We start from the raw sequence: 18887 nt of genomic DNA on the forward strand, positions 1-18887 counted from the left end.
AATGTCTAGGATAAGCACAGCTTATGTATGAAGCCCTCGGCGACCTGTCCCTCGACCTGCTGCGCGCCTTCGAAGCCGCTGCGCGTCACCGCAGCTTTACAGCGGCGGCGATGGAATTGGGCGCCACCCAACCGGCGATCAGCCAGCAGATCAAACGCCTCGAAGAACAGCTGGCGATCCGCCTGTTTGATCGTATCTACCGCGGCATTGAACTGACTGACGCCGGCGCGCTGTTGTTCGAGCATGTGCAGGGCGGCTTGCAGGGCATCAATCAGGGCCTCAGCGCGATCACCCAGCAGGACCAGCACGAAGTGCTGCAGGTGGCCACCGACTTTGCCTTCGCCGCCTACTGGCTGATGCCGCGCCTGCATCGCTTTCATGAAGCCTACCCGCAGGTGGACGTGAGCCTGGTGACCAGCGAACGCAACCACGCCAGCCTGCGCAGCGACATCGACGTGGCGGTGCTGTTTGGCGACGGCCGCTTCAAGCAGGGCGACAGCCTGTGGCTATTCAACGAGGAAGTATTCCCGGTGTGCAGCCCCCAGTGGCTCAAGGACCAGGCCCGGCCACTGAGCGTGCAGACCTTGCCCGAGTACCCGCTGCTGCACCTGCGTCAGGAGACCACCAGCCAATGGTTCAATTGGGCTGGCGTGTTCCGCGAGTTGGGGATTGCCGCAGCGCCCACGCCCGGCCAGTTGCGTTTCGACAACTACACCCTGCTGATCCAGGCGGCGATTGCCGGCCAGGGCGTGGCCATCGGCTGGCGGCATCTGGTGGATAACCTGCTTGAGCAGAACTGGCTGTGCCGGCCGATCAGCGACACGGTGATTTCGCGCTTCGGCTACTACGTGGTGCAGCCCCAGCGTAAACGACGCGGACAACTGGTCGAGCGATTTGTCGACTGGTTGCTGGCGGAGCAGGCCAGCAGCGCGCAATCGCTGACCGGACTGGCCCTGCCCTCGATTGCCGTCTAGCATTTGGCGCACATCCGCTGCGGAGGCCGCCATGCAACGCATCAAGGGCTATCACGCCCATATCTACTTCGACGCCGACACTCTCGATCAGGCCCGCACATTGTGTGAAGACGCCGCCGCGCTGTTCCCGCTGCGCATGGGGCGCATGCACCAACGACCGGTGGGCCCGCACCCGGACTGGAGCTGCCAGCTGGCGTTCGACGTCGAATACATCGGTGTGGTGCTGCCCTGGCTGGTGATCCATCGCAATGGCCTGGTGGTGTTCCTGCATCCTGATACCGGTGACGACCTCAAGGACCACACCGACTACGCGATCTGGATGGGGGCGATGCGTGAGCTGAACCTGAGCGCATTTAAATAAATAGCCGTTTATTCCCTATATATGGGACAGATATTTATATATTGAGATTCGCGCCGCCTTGGGTTTATATTCGCCCATCCGCTCAGAACACTCAGGTGAAGCGATGCAGGCGCAATTGATCGCGCTCGATTGGGGGACCAGCTCCCTTCGTGCTTACAAACTCGGCCCCGCAGGCGCGGTGCTGGAACAGCGTGCGCTGGCGTCGGGCATCATGCATTTGCCCACCGAGGCCCGCGATATCGCCGGTGTGCGCTGCACCGATGGCTTCGAGCTGGCCTTTGACGCCGCCTGTGGCGACTGGCTCGACGCTGCGCCCCATCTGCCGGTGATCGCCTGCGGCATGGTCGGCAGCGCCCAGGGCTGGAGCGAAGCGGCCTATCGCGCTACACCCGTCGATGTGTCTAGCCTGGGCCAGGCCTTGCACCGGGTGCGCAGCCTGCGTGGTGTGGAGGTGCACATCGTGCCCGGTGTGATCGAGCCGGACGGCTTGCCCAATGTGATGCGCGGTGAAGAAACCCAGGTGCTGGGCGTGCTGCAAAGCCTGCCGGCGGGCGCTGACGTATTGATCGGCCTGCCCGGCAGCCATTGCAAATGGGTCAAGGTGGTCGATGGCCGCATTACCCACTTCGACACCTTCATGACCGGCGAGCTGTTCGCGATATTGAGCAAACACAGCATTCTGGGGCGTACCCAACAGCCCTGCGAACAGTTCCAGGCCCAAGCCTTTGACCGAGGCGTACACGTGGCGCTGTCGGCCGATGGCCAGCGCGGTTTGCTGTCCACCCTGTTCAGCGCCCGTACCCTGGGCCTCACCGCCGAACTCTCGGCCGAGCAACAAGCGGATTATCTTTCCGGCCTGATGATCGGCCATGAACTCGCCGGCCTGCCAGGCAGCGCAAAACACCAGCCGATCATCCTGGTCGGCGCTGCTGCTCTTTGCACCCGCTATCAACGCGCCCTCGCCCTCTGCGGCTTCGCCCATGTCAGCCTGGCGCAGGAAGCCACCGAGCGCGGCCTGTGGCAATTGGCCGTGGCGGCCGGGCTCACTCAACCAGCAACGGAGGCCTGACATGCTCAAGCACGCACTGGCACAAAACGGTTTGATCGCGATCCTGCGCGGCGTACGTCCGGACGAAGCCCTGGCCATCGGTCTGGTGCTGTACGACGCCGGTTTTCGCGTGATCGAAGTGCCGCTCAATTCGCCCGACCCCTACACGAGCATCCGCACGCTGCGCGACACCTTGCCCGCCGATTGCCTGATCGGTGCCGGCACGGTGTTGACGCCGGAACAGGTCGAGCAGGTCAAGGCGGCCGGCGGCCAGGTGATCGTTATGCCCCACAGCGATGCCAAGGTATTGCGTGCGGCAAAAGCGGCCGGCCTGTACCTGTCGCCGGGTGTGGCGACGCCCACCGAAGCGTTCGCGGCATTGGCCGAAGGCGCCGATGTGCTGAAGTTGTTTCCGGCCGAGCAAATGGGCCCGGCGGTGATCAAGGCGTGGCTCGCGGTATTGCCGGCGGGCACCCTGCTGCTGCCGGTGGGCGGCATCACCCCGGACAACATGCAGGTGTTCAGCGACGCCGGCGCCAAGGGTTTCGGGTTGGGTTCCGGGTTGTTCAAACCGGGTATGACAGTGGATCAGGTCGCGAGCCGCGCCCAGGCGTATGTCGCCGCCTGGAAAGCCCTGAGCTGATATCAAGTTCCGCGCCCGCAGGCGCCGCATCGATAAGAGAGATAACAGATGAAAATCACCAAACTGACGACCTTTATCGTCCCTCCGCGCTGGTGCTTCCTCAAGGTCGAGACCGACCAGGGCGTGACCGGCTGGGGTGAGCCGGTGGTCGAGGGCCGTGCCCACACGGTGGCGGCTGCCGTTGAAGAACTGTCCGACTACCTGATCGGCAAAGACCCACGCAATATCGAAGACATCTGGACCGTGCTCTATCGCGGCGGCTTCTACCGTGGCGGCGCCGTGCACATGAGTGCTCTGGCCGGTATCGACCAGGCGTTGTGGGACATCAAGGGCAAGGCCCTCGGCGTGTCCGTGAGCGACCTGCTCGGCGGCCAGGTGCGCGACAAGATTCGCGTGTATTCGTGGATCGGCGGCGACCGCCCGGCTGATACCGCGCGTGCCGCCAAAGAGGCCGTGGCCCGTGGCTTTACCGCCGTGAAAATGAACGGCACCGAAGAACTGCAGTTCGTCGACAGCTTCGACAAAGTCGACCTGGCCCTGGCTAACGTGGCGGCTGTGCGTGATGCGGTCGGCCCCAACGTGGGCATCGGCGTCGACTTCCATGGCCGCGTGCACAAGCCCATGGCCAAGGTGCTGATGAAGGAGCTGGACCCGTACAAGCTGATGTTCATCGAAGAACCGGTGCTCAGCGAAAACTATGAAGCCCTCAAGGAGCTGGCGCCGCTGACCAGTACCCCGATTGCCCTGGGCGAGCGCCTGTTCTCGCGCTGGGACTTCAAGCGTGTGCTCAGCGAAGGCTACGTCGACATCATCCAGCCGGATGCCTCCCACGCGGGCGGCATCACCGAGACGCGCAAGATCGCCAACATGGCCGAAGCCTACGACGTGGCCCTGGCTCTGCACTGTCCGCTGGGCCCGATTGCCCTGGCGGCCTGCCTGCAACTGGACGCGGTCTGCTACAACGCGTTTATCCAGGAACAAAGCCTGGGCATTCACTACAACGAGAGCAACGACCTGCTCGACTACGTGCGCGACCCGGGCGTGTTCGACTATGACCAGGGCTTTGTGAAGATCCCCAACGGCCCGGGCCTGGGCATCGAGATCAACGAGGAATACGTGATCGAACGCGCGGCCATCGGCCACCGCTGGCGCAACCCGATCTGGCGCCATGCCGACGGCAGTTTTGCCGAGTGGTGATTTCTTACTGATGAATGGCCGTCAGTGTGGAGCTGGTTTGCCAGCTCCCACATGTACTGTGTTTTTCCAGTAAGACCCGTCCTCAATAAACATAAAAAGAGGCACTCCCATGCAACCTGAATCCCTCACCGGACAGGCTTCTCTCGTCACGCCTAGCCGAAAGCGCTACTTCATCGGCCTGCTGCTGTTCATCACCGTGGTGATCAACTACCTGGACCGCAGCAACCTGTCGATTGCCGCGCCAGCTTTGACCAGCGACCTGGGCATCGACCCGGTGCATGTCGGGCTGATCTTCTCCGCGTTCGGCTGGACCTACGCTGCCATGCAGATTCCCGGCGGCTGGCTGGTCGACCGGGTGCCGCCGCGCATCCTCTACACCGCCGCCTTGCTGTTGTGGTCGATTGCCACGGTGATGCTGGGCTTTGCCGCCAGTTTTATCGCGCTGTTTGTGTTGCGCATGGCGGTCGGCGCGCTGGAGGCCCCGGCCTATCCGATCAACAGCCGTGTGGTGACCACCTGGTTTCCCGAACGCGAACGCGCCACGGCGATTGGCTTTTATACCTCGGGGCAGTTCGTCGGGCTGGCGTTTCTGACGCCGGTGCTGGCCTGGCTGCAACACCGGTTCGGCTGGCACATGGTGTTTGTTGCTACCGGCGGCGTGGGCATCCTCTGGGCGCTGATCTGGTACGCGGTGTACCGCGAGCCGAAGGATTTCAACGGCGCCAATGCGGCGGAAATTCAACTGATCCGCGACGGCGGCGGCCTGGTAGACATGCAGGCGCAAACCAAAAAGGCACCGTTCAGTTGGGTCGACCTGGGCATTGTGCTGAGCAAGCGCAAACTCTGGGGCATCTACCTGGGCCAGTTCTGCCTGAACTCCACGCTGTGGTTTTTCCTGACGTGGTTCCCCACTTACCTGGTGAAGTACCGTGGCATGGATTTCATCAAGTCCGGCCTGCTGGCCTCGCTGCCCTTTCTCGCGGCGTTTGTCGGTGTGCTGTGTTCCGGGATCTTTTCCGACTGGCTGATCCGCCGGGGAGCGTCGGTGGGTTTTGCACGCAAGTTGCCGATCATCAGCGGGCTACTGATTTCCACTGCGATTATCGGCGCCAACTACGTGGACTCTACGGCGTGGGTGATTGCCTTCCTGGCGCTGGCGTTCTTCGGCAATGGCCTGGCGTCGATCACCTGGTCGCTGGTGTCCACCCTGGCGCCTGCGCGTTTGCTGGGACTGACGGGCGGGGTGTTCAACTTCATCGGCAACCTGTCGGCGATTGCCACGCCAATCGTGATCGGCTTTCTGGCCAGCGGCGACTCGTTTGCGCCGGCAATAACCTACATCGCCGTGCTGGCGCTGCTTGGCGCGTTGTCTTACGTGCTGCTGGTGGGCAAGGTCGAGCGGATCGAGTTGTAAACCTTGACCCGCCAGCGGTGGCGGGCGGGCTTTTTGTGTTGTGGCGAGCGGGCTTGCCCCGCGTTGGGGTGCGAAGCGCCCCCAATCCAGCAAAACGCGGTGTACCTGATACGGCTAAGCGCCTGGTTTTGGGGCTGCTGCGCAGCCCAACGCAGGACAAGCCTGCTCGCCACAGGGAATCTGCACTTAACTGAACAGCATTAGGGCAAGCCCGCTCGCCACAAAAGCCTGCTTAGTTGAGTACGTTGGCAAGGATCTCGTAGACGATGCCGGTGCCCACTGCGATCAACACCACGTCCGGGCCGGAGCGGCGCCATTCGTAACCATCGTAGCGCGGCAGGCGCTCCAGTTCGCGAGGGCCGAGGCGTTCGCCGTAGTAGCCGGGGGCAATGGTCGGCCGCGTTCCAGGCGCACGTCCGGTGGCGGTGGCGCGCCGCGTGCGAACTGGTCGTGGTTGTCGTGGATAATCTGGCGTACCGGGCCGAAATCCCGGGGTGGGCCGCCTCGGCGGTCGTCCTGCGGGCCACGTTGTTCATGGGGCCCCGGCGGGCCGTCACGACCCGGGCCTTCGCCGCGCGGGTCGGGCGGCGCGGCGTGCACCAAGGCGCTGGCGCCGAGTACCAGCACGCCGAGACCTGCAATCACGGATTTGGGCATTTTCATCGGGGATTCCTCAGGGCACACACAAAAAAGGGATTTCGAACGAGGTTCGAAATCCCTGGGTCTTGCTGTTTAGGCCGTGCCCGCGCGGGTTGATTCCTCTGTATCAGGAACTTTACTTACCGCTGACGGGACGCTTACTTACGCGCGTTACGCACGCCTTCGGCCAGCGCCGCGCAATGGCTCAATACCCCATCGATAGCGTGCTCATGGCTGCTGGCGTTGGCGATGTGGTCGATCAATGCCGAGCCCACCACTACACCGTCCGCCAGGCGAGCGATGGCAGCGGCCTGTTCCGGCGTGCGGATACCAAAACCGATGCTGATCGGCAGGTCGGTATGGCGGCGCAGGCGAGTCACGGCTTCTTCGACGTGTTCCAGGGTGGCGGCGCCGGCACCGGTCACACCGGCCACCGACACGTAGTACACAAAGCCGGAACTGCCGTTGAGCACGGTAGGCAGCCGCACATCGTCGGTGGTCGGCGTGGTCAGGCGGATAAAGTCGATGCCGGCAGCCTGGGCCGGGTCGCACAGCTCAGCGTTATGCTCGGGCGGCATGTCGACCACGATCAGGCCATCGACCCCGGCGTTCTTGGCGTCGCTGATGAACGTCGGCACACCGTATTTGTGGATCGGGTTGAAGTAGCCCATCAACACCAGCGGCGTGTCGTTATTGTCCTTGCGGAACTCGCGCACCATCTGCAGGGTTTTCGCCAGGTTCTGTTTGGCTTCCAGCGCGCGGATGTTCGCCAGCTGGATCGCCGGGCCGTCGGCCATCGGGTCGGTGAAGGGCATGCCCAGCTCGATCACATCGGCGCCCGCCGCAGGCAGGCCTTTGAGGATCGCCAGCGAAGCGTCATACCCCGGGTCGCCGGCGGTGACGAAGGTCACCAGGGCGGCGCGGTTCTGTTCTTTCAGCTGCGCAAAGCGGGTTTGCAGGCGGCTCATCAGTGTTTCTCCTGCTTGGACTGTTCCATGTGATGCATCACGGTCTGCATGTCTTTGTCGCCACGGCCCGACAGGTTGATGACCATCAGGTGGTCCTTGGGCAGGTTCGGTGCGCGCTTGAACACTTCGGCCAGGGCATGGGCGCTTTCCAGCGCAGGGATAATCCCTTCCAGGCGGCAGCATTTGTGGAACGCTTCGAGGGCTTCGTCGTCGGTCACCGAGGTGTACTGGACGCGGCCGATGTCATGCAACCACGCGTGTTCCGGACCGATGCCGGGGTAGTCCAGGCCTGCGGAAATCGAGTGGGCGTCAATGATCTGGCCGTCGTCGTCCTGCAACAGGAAGGTGCGGTTGCCGTGCAATACGCCAGGTACGCCGCCGTTGAGGCTGGCGGCGTGTTTGCCGGTCTCGATGCCGTGGCCGGCCGCTTCGACGCCGATGATGTCCACGCTTTTGTCATCCAGGAACGGGTGGAACAGGCCCATCGCGTTCGAACCGCCGCCGATGCACGCCACCAGGCTGTCCGGCAGGCGGCCTTCCTGGGCTTGCATCTGGTCGCGGGTTTCCTTGCCGATCACGGCCTGGAAGTCACGCACCATGGCAGGGTAAGGGTGCGGGCCGGCCACGGTGCCGATCAGGTAGAAGGTATCTTCGACGTTGGTCACCCAGTCGCGCAGCGCTTCGTTCATCGCGTCCTTCAGCGTGCCGGTGCCGGCCACCACCGGGATGACTTCAGCGCCCAGCAATTTCATGCGGAACACGTTGGCCTGTTGGCGCTCGATGTCGGTGGTGCCCATGTAGATCACGCATTGCAGGCCAAAGCGCGCAGCCACGGTGGCGGTGGCCACGCCGTGCATGCCGGCGCCGGTCTCGGCGATGATGCGTTTTTTGCCCATGCGCCGCGCCAGCAGAATCTGGCCGATGCAGTTGTTGATCTTGTGCGCGCCAGTGTGGTTGAGCTCTTCGCGCTTGAGGTAGATCTTGGCGCCGCCGCAGAATTCGGTCAGGCGTTCGGCGAAGTACAGCGGGCTAGGGCGTCCGACGTAGTCGCGCTGGAAGTAGGCCAGTTCCTTATTGAAAGCTGGATCGATCTTGGCCGCTTCGTATTCGCGGGCCAGGTCGAGGATCAACGGCATCAGGGTTTCTGCAACGTAGCGGCCGCCGAAGCCGCCAAACAGGCCGTTAAGGTCTGGGCCGTTGCGCAGGTCGGTCTGGGACTCAATCATGGGACGCTCCAGGAAAAAGGGGTTGAGAGATGCAATGAGGTCCACTCTACCCCTCACGCTCCAGGCTGAAAACCGATAAGATCGCCGCAACCTGTCAGGAAAACTCACAGATGAGCCGAGACCTTCCACCGCTCAATGCCCTGCGCGCGTTTGAAGCCGCAGCGCGGCTAAACAGCGTCAGCCAGGCAGCCGAGCAGCTGCATGTGACCCACGGTGCGGTGAGTCGCCAGCTTAAAGTGCTCGAAGAACACTTGGGCGTCAGCCTGTTCGTCAAGGAGGGTCGTGGCCTTAAACTCACAGATTCAGGCGTACGGCTGCGTGATGTGAGTGCCGAGGCCTTCGAACGGCTCAGGGATGTGTGCAACGAATTGACCCGCCACAGCGCTGATGCACCCTTCGTGCTGGGTTGCTCGGGCAGCTTGCTCGCGCGCTGGCTGATCCCGCGTTTGGGCCGCTTGAACGCCGATCTGCCGGACCTGCGCCTGCACCTCTCAGCGGGTGATGGTGATCTCGATCCGCGTCGACCCGGTCTTGATGCCCTGCTGGTGTTTGCCGAGCCGCCATGGCCGGCCGACATGCAGGTGTTCGAGCTGGCCAGCGAACGCATCGGGCCGGTCATGAGCCCGCGTTATGCCGGTTACGAAAGACTGCGCCAGGCCCCGGCTTCAGCCTTGTGTGGCGAACCCCTGTTGCACACCACCTCGCGCCCGCAAGCCTGGCCCAGTTGGGCGCAGCCACACGGCATCGAGCCCGGCACGTTGAAACTCGGCCAGGGGTTTGAGCATTTGTATTATTTGCTGGAAGCAGCAGTGGCGGGACTTGGGGTGGCAATTGCACCGCAGCCACTGGTGGCAGAGGACCTGCGTGCGGGTCGGCTGGTGGCGCCATGGGGTTTCAGTGAAACCCCGGCGCACCTGGCGTTGTGGCTGCCCAAGCGCGCCGCAGACGGGCGCGCAGGGCAATTGGCGCAGTGGCTCAAGGCTGAGCTGGCGCGTCAGACCACGTATTAGTCACCGCGTTTGCACAGCAGGTAGGCCGCCAACAGACCTAGTGCGCCTACGGCAACACCGGCAGTAGTCCATGGGTGCTCTTGTGCGTAGTCACGGGTAGCAACACCGGTTTCGCGCAGTTTGACTTTGCTTTCTTCGTAGGCATCGGTGATCAGGTGGCGAGAGTGCTTGAGGGCGTTCTCGGCATTGCTTTTCAGGGCCTTCAGTGTTTTGCGCGACTCATCGGACGCGTCATCCTTGAGGCTCTCAAGGGATTTGAGCAGGCTCGAAATCTCGGCTTCCATGCTTTCCAGCGACGCTTTGCGTAAAGAAGTGTTGGCCATGTGAACTCTCCTGAAAGTGATTGAGTGGCGTGTGTAGATACCGACTGCGCCTGTTTCAGAAAGTGCAGTAATTCTGAACTTTCTCCTGCGAATGGTCGCCTGAAGCAGTAAGAACATTCACTGCTAGTCTTGATTGACGACCTTTAGGAGAAACGCCATGAGTAATCACACCTACAAGAAAGTCGAACTGGTGGGTTCGTCCACCACCAGCATTGAAGATGCGATCAACAACGCATTGGCTGAAGCCAGCAAAAGCCTGACGCATCTGGAGTGGTTCGAGGTGACTGAAACCCGTGGTCATATCGAGAACGGCAAGGTTGCCCATTATCAGGTCACCCTCAAGGTGGGATTCCGTATTGCCAGTAGTTAATCGGGTGAGTTGAACTTTGCTCGCTGGCCGATTGCCATAACCTGCGCTACACACATTGGGTGCCGACGCCATAGGCGTCGGCACGCTCAATTTGATCAGCGCAAGGAAGTAACGGATGAAAAAGTTTCTGTTGGCAGTAGGTTTGTTGAGCATTGCGGGCACAGCTCTGGCGGCGGGCAAGCCTTGTGATGAGCTGAAAAGCGAACTCGCAGCGAAGCTCGATGCTAAAGGCGTTCAGCATTATTCGCTGGATGTTGTCGAGAAAGGCGCCGCGGCCGATGCCCAAGTGATTGGCAGCTGTGAAGGCGGCACCAAGGAAATCGTCTACAAGCGCGGTTAATCTCGTGCTCCAGACATAAAAAACCGACGCAGGTGCGTCGGTTTTTTTACGCCTGGGGTTCAGCCCTTCATCACTTGCGCCAGCAGCTCGTAGGAATGAATCCGGTCGGCATGCTCGTACAGGTCGCTGGTGAAGATCAGCTCGTCGGCGCCGGTCTGCTCGATCAGCACCTCCAGCCTGGCGCGGATTTTCGCCGGGCCGCCGACCATGGCCAGGCCGAGGAAGCTGCCCACCGCGTCTTTTTCGTGGGGCAGCCACAGGCCATCCATGGTGTTTACCGGTGCGCGCTGCACCAGGCTTTGCCCGCGCATCAACGCGAGGATGCGCTGGTACATCGAGGTGGCCAGGTACTCGGCCTGTTCGTCGGTGTCGGCAGCCACCAGCGGAATGCCGAGCATCACGTAGGGCTTGTCCAGCACGGCTGAAGGCTGGAAGTGATTGCGGTAGACGCGCACCGCCTCGTGCATCAGGCGCGGTGCGAAATGGGAGGCGAAGGCGTAGGGCAAACCGCGCTCACCGGCCAGTTGCGCGCTGAACAGGCTTGAACCAAGCAGCCATACCGGCACATGGGTACCGGTGCCGGGCACGGCGATCACGCGCTGGTCGGGGGTGCGTGGGCCGAGGTAGGCCATCAGTTCGGCCACGTCCTGCGGGAAGTCATCCGCGCTGCCGGAGCGCTCACGGCGCAGGGCACGGGCGGTCATCTGGTCGGAGCCGGGCGCGCGACCCAGGCCCAGGTCGATGCGGCCAGGGTAGAGGCTTTCGAGGGTGCCGAACTGTTCGGCGATCACCAGCGGTGCGTGGTTGGGCAGCATCACGCCGCCGGAGCCGACGCGGATGGTCGAGGTGCCACCGGCCAGGTAGCCGAGCAAGACTGAGGTGGCCGAGCTGGCGATGCCGTCCATGTTGTGGTGCTCGGCCACCCAGAAACGGTTGTAGCCGAATTTTTCCACGTGCTGGGCCAAGTCCAGGGAATTGCGCAGCGACTGCGCCGGGCTGCCATCGGCGCGCACAGGCACCAGGTCGAGGGTCGAGAACTTTACGTCGGACAGCGATTTCATAAGCCTGCTTCTCCAATAGGGGCGCAGGCTTTCAAGACGAACCAAACCTGCCGCTTCATGTGCATGCTCTGTGAAATGAGGGCATATACCCGAGATTCAATAGCAGGCTAGGAAATTTCCTACTAATTCGCTAGGTTTTTCCGACAAGATGAACTTTGCCGCGCCGTCTAACCTCAGAATCCTTGACTACGTAAAACCACCGTTCGAGGAGACCGCTATGAGTATCGTTAAAAAAGCATCCGCGCATTGGGAAGGTGATCTGAAGACTGGCCTGGGTTCCATCTCCACGGAAACCGGCGTACTTCGCGAAGCGCCCTACGGCTTCAAGGCCCGTTTCGAAGGCGGCAAGGGCACCAACCCTGAAGAACTGATCGGTGCCGCCCACGCCGGCTGTTTCTCCATGGCGTTTTCCATGATTCTCGGCGACGCTGGCCTCAAGGCTGACAGCATCGACACCCAGGCGGAAGTGACCCTGGATCAGGTCGAAGGCGGCTTCGCCATTACCGCCGTGCACCTGGTGCTGAAGGCCAAAATCCCCGGCGCCAGCCAGGCGCAGTTCGATGAGCTGAGCAAGAAGGCCAAGGAAGGGTGCCCGGTGTCGAAGCTGTTGAACGCCACCATCACCCTGGACGGCACGCTCGTTAACTGATGCAGCCGCTTCAATGTGGGAGGGGCAAGCCCTCCCTCATTTTTTCCACACGTTCAGTTGTGCGTTAAATCAGAACTCCCGTTTCGCAAATGTGGTCCTATAGCCATATGCAGCCTAGGCGCACATCCGTGCGCATGCATTCAGGGAGCTACACACATGAAACGTTTTGCCTTGGCAATCATCTGCGGTGCGTTAGCCACGTCGGCTGTGGCCGCACCAAAAGATTGTGAAGAGCTTAGAAAAGAGATCGAAGTGAATATCCAGGCCAAGGCGATTCCGTCCTACACCCTGGAAATCATCACTGCCGAAGAAGCCAGGAATCACGACAGCGCCATGATTGTCGGTTCGTGCGAAAACGGCACCAAGCGCATCATCTATCAGAAAAACAACGACTGATCAGAGGCAGTTCACGCTGCGCTCTTCGGCCAGCAGCTGACGCGCCGGGTCATACAGGCGGATGTTGGGCGTGAACGCCAGCGAGCGCCCTTCCAGCATGTAGCGCTGGCCGGCCTGAAAGTGGTCGTACTGCAGCGTCATGAAACAGGTGCGGTACATCATCTGGCTGAGGCCGCCCAATCCGCCGCCGGCGGGCACTTCAAAATCAAAGCGCACCATCAGCTCGTGAGGGCCGGGGGGCATTTTGAAGAAGCGACCATCATTGAGTTTCTCCCCGTCCAGACGCTCCGCCATCACCAGCTTGGCGCCGGGTGTGGGCGTGGTGAAATCGACCCAGACCTGCTGCGGGTCGACAGCCGGCAAGGGCGTCAACGCGCAGGCGCTGAGCAACAGGGCGGCGGCGGTAATCAGAAGCTGGCGCATGGCGGGGACTCAACGCGGGACGAGGCGTGAGTATAAACACGTCATCGCGTGGAAAAATCACCGTCAAGCGCGATAGTCTGGCGGCCCCACTTCCAGGAGCAGCCACTGCATGGTCAGGCGTTTATTTCCCGCAGTGCTTCTCGTGCTGCTCGGCGGTTGCTCCAGCGTCGGTTATTACAGCCAACTGGCCGACGGCCAGTGGCAATTGCTGCGCGCACGGGAGCCGGTGGCCGCCGTGATTGCCGACCCGTCCCGGCCCCAGGTCTTGCGTGACCACCTCGCTCAATCCCAGAAAGCCCGCACATTTGCCAGCGAGCACCTGCACCTGCCGGACAATCAGAGTTACCGGCTGTACGCCGACATCCACCGACCGTATGTGGTGTGGAATGTCTTCGCCACGCAGGAATTTTCCCTGTCACCGCAGAACCATTGCTTCCCTATCGCCGGGTGCGTGGCCTATCGCGGCTACTACAATCAGGGCGCGGCGCGTGGCGAGGCGGCGCTGTTGCGGCAACAGGGCCTGGATGTCGCCATCGGTGGCGTCGAGGCCTATTCCACCCTGGGCTGGTTCAATGACCCGATCATGAGTTCGATGATGAGCTGGGGCGATGAGCGCCTGGCCACGTTGATCTTCCATGAACTGGCGCACCAGCGTTTCTATGTGAAGGACGACACCGAATTCAACGAGTCATTTGCCACCTTCGTCGAGCAGGAAGGCACCCGCCAATGGCGTGCCGCCAGAGGGCTGGCGCCGCTCAGCCAGGCGGCGTCGCAGCAGCGTGACCAGTTTATCCGGTTGATTCTCGACACTCGCACGCGCCTGGAAACGCTCTACGCACAGCCCCTGGCCGTCGATGCGATGCGCCAGGTCAAGGCGGCGGAGTTCGAGCGTTTGCGCAGCCAGTATCGGCAGATGCGCGACAGCCAATGGGCAGGTGACAAGCGTTATGACGCGTGGATCGACCAGCCGCTGAACAACGCGCGGTTGCTGCCGTTCGGCCTGTATGACCAGTGGGTGCCGGCGTTTGCCGGGTTGTTCAGGCAGCAAGGTGGGGACTGGGTGAAGTTTTATGCGGCGGTCGAGAGGCTGGGTAGGTTGCCGGTGGCGCAGCGCAAGGCGGCGCTCAGGCAGTTGGAGGGTTTTGCCAGTGCTGGCCTCATCGGGAGCAAGCCCCTCCCACATTAGCCGGGTGTTCACAGGTCAAAATGTGGGAGGGGGCTTGCTCCCGATAGCGGTCTCAAAAGCGCTGCAAAAACCCCTGATGCATCTCATCCAGCGTCTCGAAATGCCAGGTCGGCGCCTCGGCATTCAGCTCTTCAAAACTGCCGAACCCATACCCCACCGCTGCCGAATCCAGCCCGTTGCGGCGCGCGCCAATCAGGTCATGCTTGCGATCACCGATCATCAGGGTCGCCGCCGGGTCCAGGCTTTCTTCGCGCATCAGGTGCGCAATCAGCTCGACCTTGTCGGTGCGCGTGCCGTCCAGCTCGCTGCCGTAGATCACCTTGAAGTGCCTGGCAAAGTCGAAGTGTCGCGCAATTTCCCGGGCAAATTCCCACGGCTTGGAGGTGGCCACGTAAAGCTGGCGTCCCTGCTGGTTCAGCGCTTCCAGCAACGGCATCACGCCGTCAAATACGCGATTCTCATACAGCCCGGTGACCTTGAAGCGCTCGCGATAAAAATTCACCGCCAGCCAGGCCTTGGCTTCGTCGAAGCCGTAGAACTGCATGAACGCCTGCAGCAACGGCGGGCCGATGAAGTGTTCAAGCCTGGTCAGGTCCGGCTCATCAATCCCCAGTTTGCCAAGGGCATATTGAATCGAGCGCGTGATGCCTTCGCGCGGGTCGGTGAGGGTGCCGTCGAGATCGAACAGTACGGTGGAGTAACGCAGACTCACTGGTCGACCCCCTCTGCCAGGTGCAGGTCCTTAAGCTTCACGTAGTTGGCGGCGCTGTAGGTGAAAAACGCGCGCTCCTTGTCCGTCAATGCGCGGACCTGTTTGACCGGGCTGCCCACGTACAAAAAGCCGCTGTCGAGGGTCTTGCCCGGCGGCACCAGGCTGCCGGCACCGATGATCACGTCGTCCTCCACCACGGCGCCATCCATCACGATGCTGCCCATGCCGATCAACACCCGGTTGCCGACGCGGCAGCCATGCAGCATGACTTTGTGGGCGACGGTCACATCGTCGCCGATCAGCAACGGGAAGCCGTCCGGGTTGAACGGCCCGGCGTGGGTGATGTGCAGCACACAGCCGTCCTGCACGCTGGTGCGCGCGCCGATGCGGATGCGGTGCATGTCGCCACGGATCACGGTCAGCGGCCAGACCGAGCTGTCGGTGCTGATTTCGACATCGCCGATCACCACCGCCGAAATATCGACAAAAGCCCCGGCGCCGAGGGTTGGCGTGTGGTTCTGATAGGTGCGAAGGGTCACGATAGCCTCTCTCTTGTGTGCTGATAGCTGCGGTGGGTGTTGATTGTAATTAAGATGGCCCCATCTTTGTCTTATCCGTTTTCTTCAGCCAAGGTGCCCACCGTGAGCGCGAACAACCCGCTTCTGCAGTCCTACGACCTGCCGCCGTTCTCAGCGATCCGTGCCGAGCATGTGCAACCGGCCATCGAACAGATCCTCGCCGACAACCGCGTTGCCATCGAAGGCATCCTGCAAAGCCAGGGTAAAAACCCTACCTGGGCAGGCCTGGTCCTGGCGATGGACGAATTGAATGACCGCCTGGGCGCCGCCTGGAGCCCGGTCAGCCACCTGAATGCCGTGTGCAACAGCGCCGAGCTGCGCGAAGCGTACGAAAGCTGCCTGCCGGCGTTGAGCGCCTATTCCACCGAGATGGGCCAGAACCGCGCGTTGTTCCAGGCGTTTGAGGCCCTGGCCAACAGCCCGGAAGCCGCCGGTTTCGACGTTGCACAAAAAACCATCCTGGAGCATTCCCTGCGCGATTTCCGCCTGTCGGGTATCGACCTGCCGCCTGAACAGCAGAAGCGCTACGCCGAAGTGCAAAGCAAGCTCTCGGAGCTGGGCAGCAAGTTTTCCAACCAGCTGTTGGACGCTACCCAGGCTTGGACCAAACACGTTACCGATGAAGCCACCCTCGCCGGCCTGACCGACTCGGCCAAGGCGCAAATGGCCGCCGCTGCCCAGGCCAAAGGCCTCGACGGCTGGTTGATCACCCTGGAATTCCCCAGTTATTACGCGGTAATGACCTACGCCCAGGACCGCGCCCTGCGCGAAGAAGTCTACGCCGCGTACTGCACGCGGGCGTCGGACCAGGGCCCGAATGCCGGTCAGAATGATAACGGCCCGGTGATGGAACAGATCCTCGATCTGCGTCAGGAACTGGCCCAGCTGTTGGGTTTTGCGTCGTTCGCCGAGCTGAGCCTGGCCACCAAGATGGCTGAGTCCAGCGACCAGGTGCTGAGCTTCCTGCGGGACCTGGCCAAGCGCAGCAAACCGTTTGCCGCCCAGGATCTGCAACAGCTCAAGGCTTACGCCGCCGAACAGGGCTGCGCCGACCTGCAAAGCTGGGACAGCGGTTTCTACGGCGAAAAACTGCGCGAGCAGCGCTACAGCGTGTCCCAGGAAGCCCTGCGCGCCTACTTCCCGATCGACAAGGTGCTGAGCGGCCTGTTTGCCATTGTGCAGCGCCTGTATGGCATCGAGATCGCCGAGCAGAAAGGCTTCGACACCTGGCACCCGGACGTGCGCCTGTTCGAAATCAAGGAAAACGGCCAGCACGTCGGGCGTTTCTTCTTCGACCTGTACGCCCGCGCCAACAAGCGTGGCGGCGCCTGGATGGACGGCGCGCGCGACCGTCGCCGCACAATCGACGGCGTGCTGCAAAGCCCGGTGGCCAACCTGGTGTGCAACTTCACCCCGGCCGACAGCGGCAAGCCTGCGCTGCTGACCCACGATGAAGTCACCACCCTGTTCCACGAATTCGGCCATGGCCTGCACCACTTGCTGACCCGTGTCGAGCATGCCGGCGTGTCCGGCATCAACGGCGTGGCCTGGGATGCGGTGGAGTTGCCGAGCCAATTCATGGAGAACTGGTGCTGGGAGCCCGAAGGCCTGGCGCTGATCTCCGGTCATTACGAGACCGGCGAGCCGCTGCCTCAGGACCTGCTGGAAAAAATGCTGGCGGCGAAGAACTTCCAATCCGGCCTGATGATGGTGCGTCAGCTGGAGTTCTCGCTGTTCGACTTCGAAATGCACGCCACCCACGGCGATGGCCGCAGCGTCGCGCAGGTGCTCGAAGGTGTGCGTGACGAGGTCTCGGTGATGCGTCCGCCGGCCTACAACCGTTTCCCCAACAGCTTTGCGCACATCTTCGCCGGCGGTTACGCGGCGGGCTACTACAGCTACAAGTGGGCTGAAGTGCTGTCGGCGGATGCGTTCTCCAAATTCGAAGAAGACGGCGTGCTCAACGCCGACACCGGACGCGCCTTCCGCGAGGCGATCCTGGCGCGCGGTGGTTCCCAGGCACCGATGGTGCTGTTCGTCGACTTCCGTGGGCGCGCGCCGACCATCGATGCGCTCCTGCGCCACAGCGGCCTGAGTGAGGACGCAGCAGCATGACGGTGATCACCAAGAAGCAGTTTATCGCCGGGGCGGTCTGCCCGGCGTGCAGCGAGCCGGACAAGCTGAAAATGTGGACCGAAGACGAAGTGCCGCACCGCGAATGCGTAGCCTGCGGGTATACCGACACGTTGAATGACCAGGGCTTGTCGGTGCCCAGGGAATTGGGCACGCGGGTCAATACCTCGGCACTTAAAGCGCCGGCCGACCCGAAGGTGCAGGCGGTGCAGTTCTTTCCCAACCCCAAGTTGAAGAAAGACTAAAAACCCTAGTACCCGACTCAACATGTGGGAGGGGGCTTGCTCCCGATGGCGGTGGATCAGCTGAAAGACGGGCTGACTGACACGACGCTATCGGGAGCAAGCCCCCTCCCACATTTTTTGTTCGACGCTTAACGAGGTCTACGGATGCTTAGCCTGCTATCATTTGTAACCGATGATTGCTCAAACCGTTCCTAGAAGCGGCGGCCAAACCCGTGACCACATGATGAGGTGCACCCATGTCTGATCAAGATCAAGACAACCCCCGGCGTGATTTTTTGCGCAAATCCTTGACCTTGATCCCGGTGGTCACGGTTGCCAGTACCGGCCTTGGTGGCTCGATGCTGATGGCCACGCCCGAGCCCGTGCAGGCCGCGTCTGCCAAAGCTGCAGCCAGCGAAAAAGCCTACGAGCCGAGTTATTTCACCGCCGAAGAATGGGCGTTTATCAACGCCGCCGTCGAGCGGCTGATTCCTGCCGATGCGCAGGGTCCAGGTGCTTTGCAAGCCGGTGCGCCGGAATACATCGACCGCCAGATGAACACGCCTTACGCCAGTGGAGCCCTGTGGTTCATGCAGGGCCCGTTCAATGCCGATGCCGCGCCGGAAATGGGCTGGCAGAGCAAATTGGTGCCCAGGGAGATCTATCGCCTGGGCATTGCCGCCACTGATGCCTGGTCGAAGGCGTTCAACGGTAAAGCTTTTGCTGCGCAAGACAGCGCTACCCGAGACGATATGCTCCGGCGCCTCGAAGCAGGCGGCGGTGAAGTGTCTGAGCATTTTGAGGCGGTGCCGCCAAAGATGTTCTTCAACCTGCTGCTGCAAAACACCAAGGAAGGGTTCTTCTGCGACCCGATCCACGGCGGTAACAAAGGCATGGTCGGCTGGACCATGATCGGCTTCCCCGGCGCCCGCGCCGACTTCATGGATTGGGTGGAACGCAACGAGCAATACCCCTTCCCGGCTGTTTCCATGCGCGGCGAGAGGGCATAAAC

The 18887-nt window shown here is 61.9% G+C and carries 22 protein-coding genes and 1 pseudogene; 15 read left to right on the plus strand and 8 right to left on the minus strand.

Features of this window, described 5'->3' with window-relative positions:
- Positions 1–23 precede the first annotated feature (23 nt).
- The 6 genes from VRB54_RS00135 to VRB54_RS00160 all read left to right on the plus strand — a co-directional run bounded on the left by VRB54_RS00135 (position 24) and on the right by VRB54_RS00160 (position 5637).
- Complete coding sequence (locus VRB54_RS00135; protein WP_338479070.1) at positions 24–974, plus strand: choline sulfate utilization transcriptional regulator; 951 nt, start codon at positions 24–26, stop codon at positions 972–974.
- Positions 975–1005: 31 nt separating this feature from the next.
- A complete protein-coding gene (locus tag VRB54_RS00140; RefSeq protein WP_322212231.1) occupies positions 1006–1335 on the plus strand; it encodes a DOPA 4,5-dioxygenase family protein in 330 nt (109 codons plus the stop codon).
- Between the two features lie 103 nt (positions 1336–1438).
- Positions 1439–2404 (plus strand): 2-dehydro-3-deoxygalactonokinase, encoded by a 966-nt coding sequence (locus tag VRB54_RS00145; RefSeq protein WP_338479071.1) that lies wholly within the window; start codon positions 1439–1441, stop codon positions 2402–2404.
- Position 2405: 1 nt separating this feature from the next.
- Positions 2406–3026: a 2-dehydro-3-deoxy-6-phosphogalactonate aldolase gene (locus tag VRB54_RS00150; RefSeq protein ID WP_209986771.1), complete on the plus strand. Its 621-nt coding sequence runs from the start codon at positions 2406–2408 to the stop codon at positions 3024–3026.
- Positions 3027–3074: 48 nt separating this feature from the next.
- The gene (gene dgoD, locus VRB54_RS00155; protein WP_003233648.1) at positions 3075–4223 is read left to right on the plus strand and encodes a galactonate dehydratase; all 1149 of its coding nucleotides are present in this window, start codon (positions 3075–3077) and stop codon (positions 4221–4223) included.
- Positions 4224–4332: 109 nt separating this feature from the next.
- Positions 4333–5637: an MFS transporter gene (locus VRB54_RS00160; protein ID WP_003233649.1), complete on the plus strand. Its 1305-nt coding sequence runs from the start codon at positions 4333–4335 to the stop codon at positions 5635–5637.
- 232 nt (positions 5638–5869) lie between these two features.
- Here VRB54_RS00160 and VRB54_RS00165 read toward each other — a convergent pair.
- The 3 genes and pseudogenes from VRB54_RS00165 to trpB form a co-directional block, all read right to left on the minus strand.
- Positions 5870–6300, minus strand: a pseudogene (locus tag VRB54_RS00165) (RcnB family protein).
- Between the two features lie 134 nt (positions 6301–6434).
- Entirely contained in the window at positions 6435–7244 is an 810-nt protein-coding gene (trpA, locus tag VRB54_RS00170) for a tryptophan synthase subunit alpha (RefSeq protein WP_338479072.1), read from the minus strand.
- On the minus strand, positions 7244–8470 hold the full coding sequence (gene trpB, locus VRB54_RS00175; protein WP_338479073.1) for a tryptophan synthase subunit beta: 1227 nt from the start codon (positions 8468–8470) through the stop codon (positions 7244–7246). The genes trpA and trpB overlap by 1 nt, the downstream gene beginning before the upstream one ends.
- Before the next feature lie 110 nt (positions 8471–8580).
- Between trpB and VRB54_RS00180 the strand changes: the two genes are divergently transcribed.
- Positions 8581–9480, plus strand: a complete 900-nt coding sequence (locus tag VRB54_RS00180) for a LysR family transcriptional regulator (RefSeq protein WP_338479074.1) — start codon at positions 8581–8583, stop codon at positions 9478–9480.
- Here the strand turns inward: VRB54_RS00180 and VRB54_RS00185 are convergent.
- Positions 9477–9803 carry a DUF883 family protein gene (locus VRB54_RS00185; protein WP_034101663.1) on the minus strand — a complete coding sequence of 109 codons (327 nt, stop codon included), beginning with the start codon at positions 9801–9803 and terminating at the stop codon, positions 9477–9479. The genes VRB54_RS00180 and VRB54_RS00185 overlap by 4 nt on opposite strands.
- A gap of 157 nt (positions 9804–9960) precedes the next feature.
- Between VRB54_RS00185 and VRB54_RS00190 the strand changes: the two genes are divergently transcribed.
- Together VRB54_RS00190 and VRB54_RS00195 are read left to right on the plus strand one after the other, a co-directional pair.
- Positions 9961–10173, plus strand: a complete 213-nt coding sequence (locus VRB54_RS00190; RefSeq protein ID WP_003233668.1) for a dodecin — start codon at positions 9961–9963, stop codon at positions 10171–10173.
- A gap of 115 nt (positions 10174–10288) precedes the next feature.
- Positions 10289–10513 (plus strand): DUF1161 domain-containing protein, encoded by a 225-nt coding sequence (locus tag VRB54_RS00195; RefSeq protein WP_209986784.1) that lies wholly within the window; start codon positions 10289–10291, stop codon positions 10511–10513.
- Between the two features lie 59 nt (positions 10514–10572).
- On the opposite strand, the gene VRB54_RS00200 is transcribed toward VRB54_RS00195, so the two are convergent.
- Positions 10573–11574 (minus strand): LLM class flavin-dependent oxidoreductase, encoded by a 1002-nt coding sequence (locus tag VRB54_RS00200; RefSeq protein ID WP_231422192.1) that lies wholly within the window; start codon positions 11572–11574, stop codon positions 10573–10575.
- A 217-nt stretch (positions 11575–11791) separates the two neighbouring features.
- Here VRB54_RS00200 and VRB54_RS00205 point away from each other — a divergent pair, with 217 nt between their 5' ends.
- A complete protein-coding gene (locus VRB54_RS00205; RefSeq protein ID WP_057006206.1) occupies positions 11792–12223 on the plus strand; it encodes an OsmC family protein in 432 nt (143 codons plus the stop codon).
- A gap of 156 nt (positions 12224–12379) precedes the next feature.
- The gene (locus VRB54_RS00210; protein WP_338479075.1) at positions 12380–12619 is read left to right on the plus strand and encodes a DUF1161 domain-containing protein; all 240 of its coding nucleotides are present in this window, start codon (positions 12380–12382) and stop codon (positions 12617–12619) included.
- Here VRB54_RS00210 and VRB54_RS00215 read toward each other — a convergent pair whose 3' ends face one another.
- The gene (locus VRB54_RS00215; RefSeq protein ID WP_338479076.1) at positions 12620–13042 is read right to left on the minus strand and encodes a hypothetical protein; all 423 of its coding nucleotides are present in this window, start codon (positions 13040–13042) and stop codon (positions 12620–12622) included.
- Between the two features lie 109 nt (positions 13043–13151).
- Here VRB54_RS00215 and VRB54_RS00220 point away from each other — a divergent pair, with 109 nt between their 5' ends.
- The gene (locus VRB54_RS00220) at positions 13152–14228 is read left to right on the plus strand and encodes an aminopeptidase (protein ID WP_338479077.1); all 1077 of its coding nucleotides are present in this window, start codon (positions 13152–13154) and stop codon (positions 14226–14228) included.
- A 52-nt stretch (positions 14229–14280) separates the two neighbouring features.
- Here the strand turns inward: VRB54_RS00220 and VRB54_RS00225 are convergent, their stop codons facing one another.
- Entirely contained in the window at positions 14281–14940 is a 660-nt protein-coding gene (locus VRB54_RS00225; RefSeq protein ID WP_338479078.1) for an HAD family hydrolase, read from the minus strand.
- Positions 14937–15479 carry a gamma carbonic anhydrase family protein gene (locus VRB54_RS00230; RefSeq protein ID WP_338479079.1) on the minus strand — a complete coding sequence of 181 codons (543 nt, stop codon included), beginning with the start codon at positions 15477–15479 and terminating at the stop codon, positions 14937–14939. The genes VRB54_RS00225 and VRB54_RS00230 overlap by 4 nt, the downstream gene beginning before the upstream one ends.
- Before the next feature lie 54 nt (positions 15480–15533).
- On the opposite strand from VRB54_RS00230, the gene prlC reads away from it, so the two are divergent.
- From prlC to VRB54_RS00245, 3 genes are all read left to right on the plus strand, one after another.
- Complete coding sequence (gene prlC / locus VRB54_RS00235; protein ID WP_338479080.1) at positions 15534–17633, plus strand: oligopeptidase A; 2100 nt, start codon at positions 15534–15536, stop codon at positions 17631–17633.
- Positions 17630–17896 carry a YheV family putative zinc ribbon protein gene (locus VRB54_RS00240; protein WP_338479081.1) on the plus strand — a complete coding sequence of 89 codons (267 nt, stop codon included), beginning with the start codon at positions 17630–17632 and terminating at the stop codon, positions 17894–17896. The genes prlC and VRB54_RS00240 overlap by 4 nt, the downstream gene beginning before the upstream one ends.
- A gap of 236 nt (positions 17897–18132) precedes the next feature.
- The gene (locus tag VRB54_RS00245) at positions 18133–18885 is read left to right on the plus strand and encodes a gluconate 2-dehydrogenase subunit 3 family protein (protein ID WP_338479082.1); all 753 of its coding nucleotides are present in this window, start codon (positions 18133–18135) and stop codon (positions 18883–18885) included.
- The last annotated feature ends 2 nt before the right edge of the window (positions 18886–18887 follow it).

This window comes from Pseudomonas trivialis (genome assembly GCF_036864995.1).
Taxonomy (GTDB): domain Bacteria; phylum Pseudomonadota; class Gammaproteobacteria; order Pseudomonadales; family Pseudomonadaceae; genus Aquipseudomonas; species Aquipseudomonas trivialis.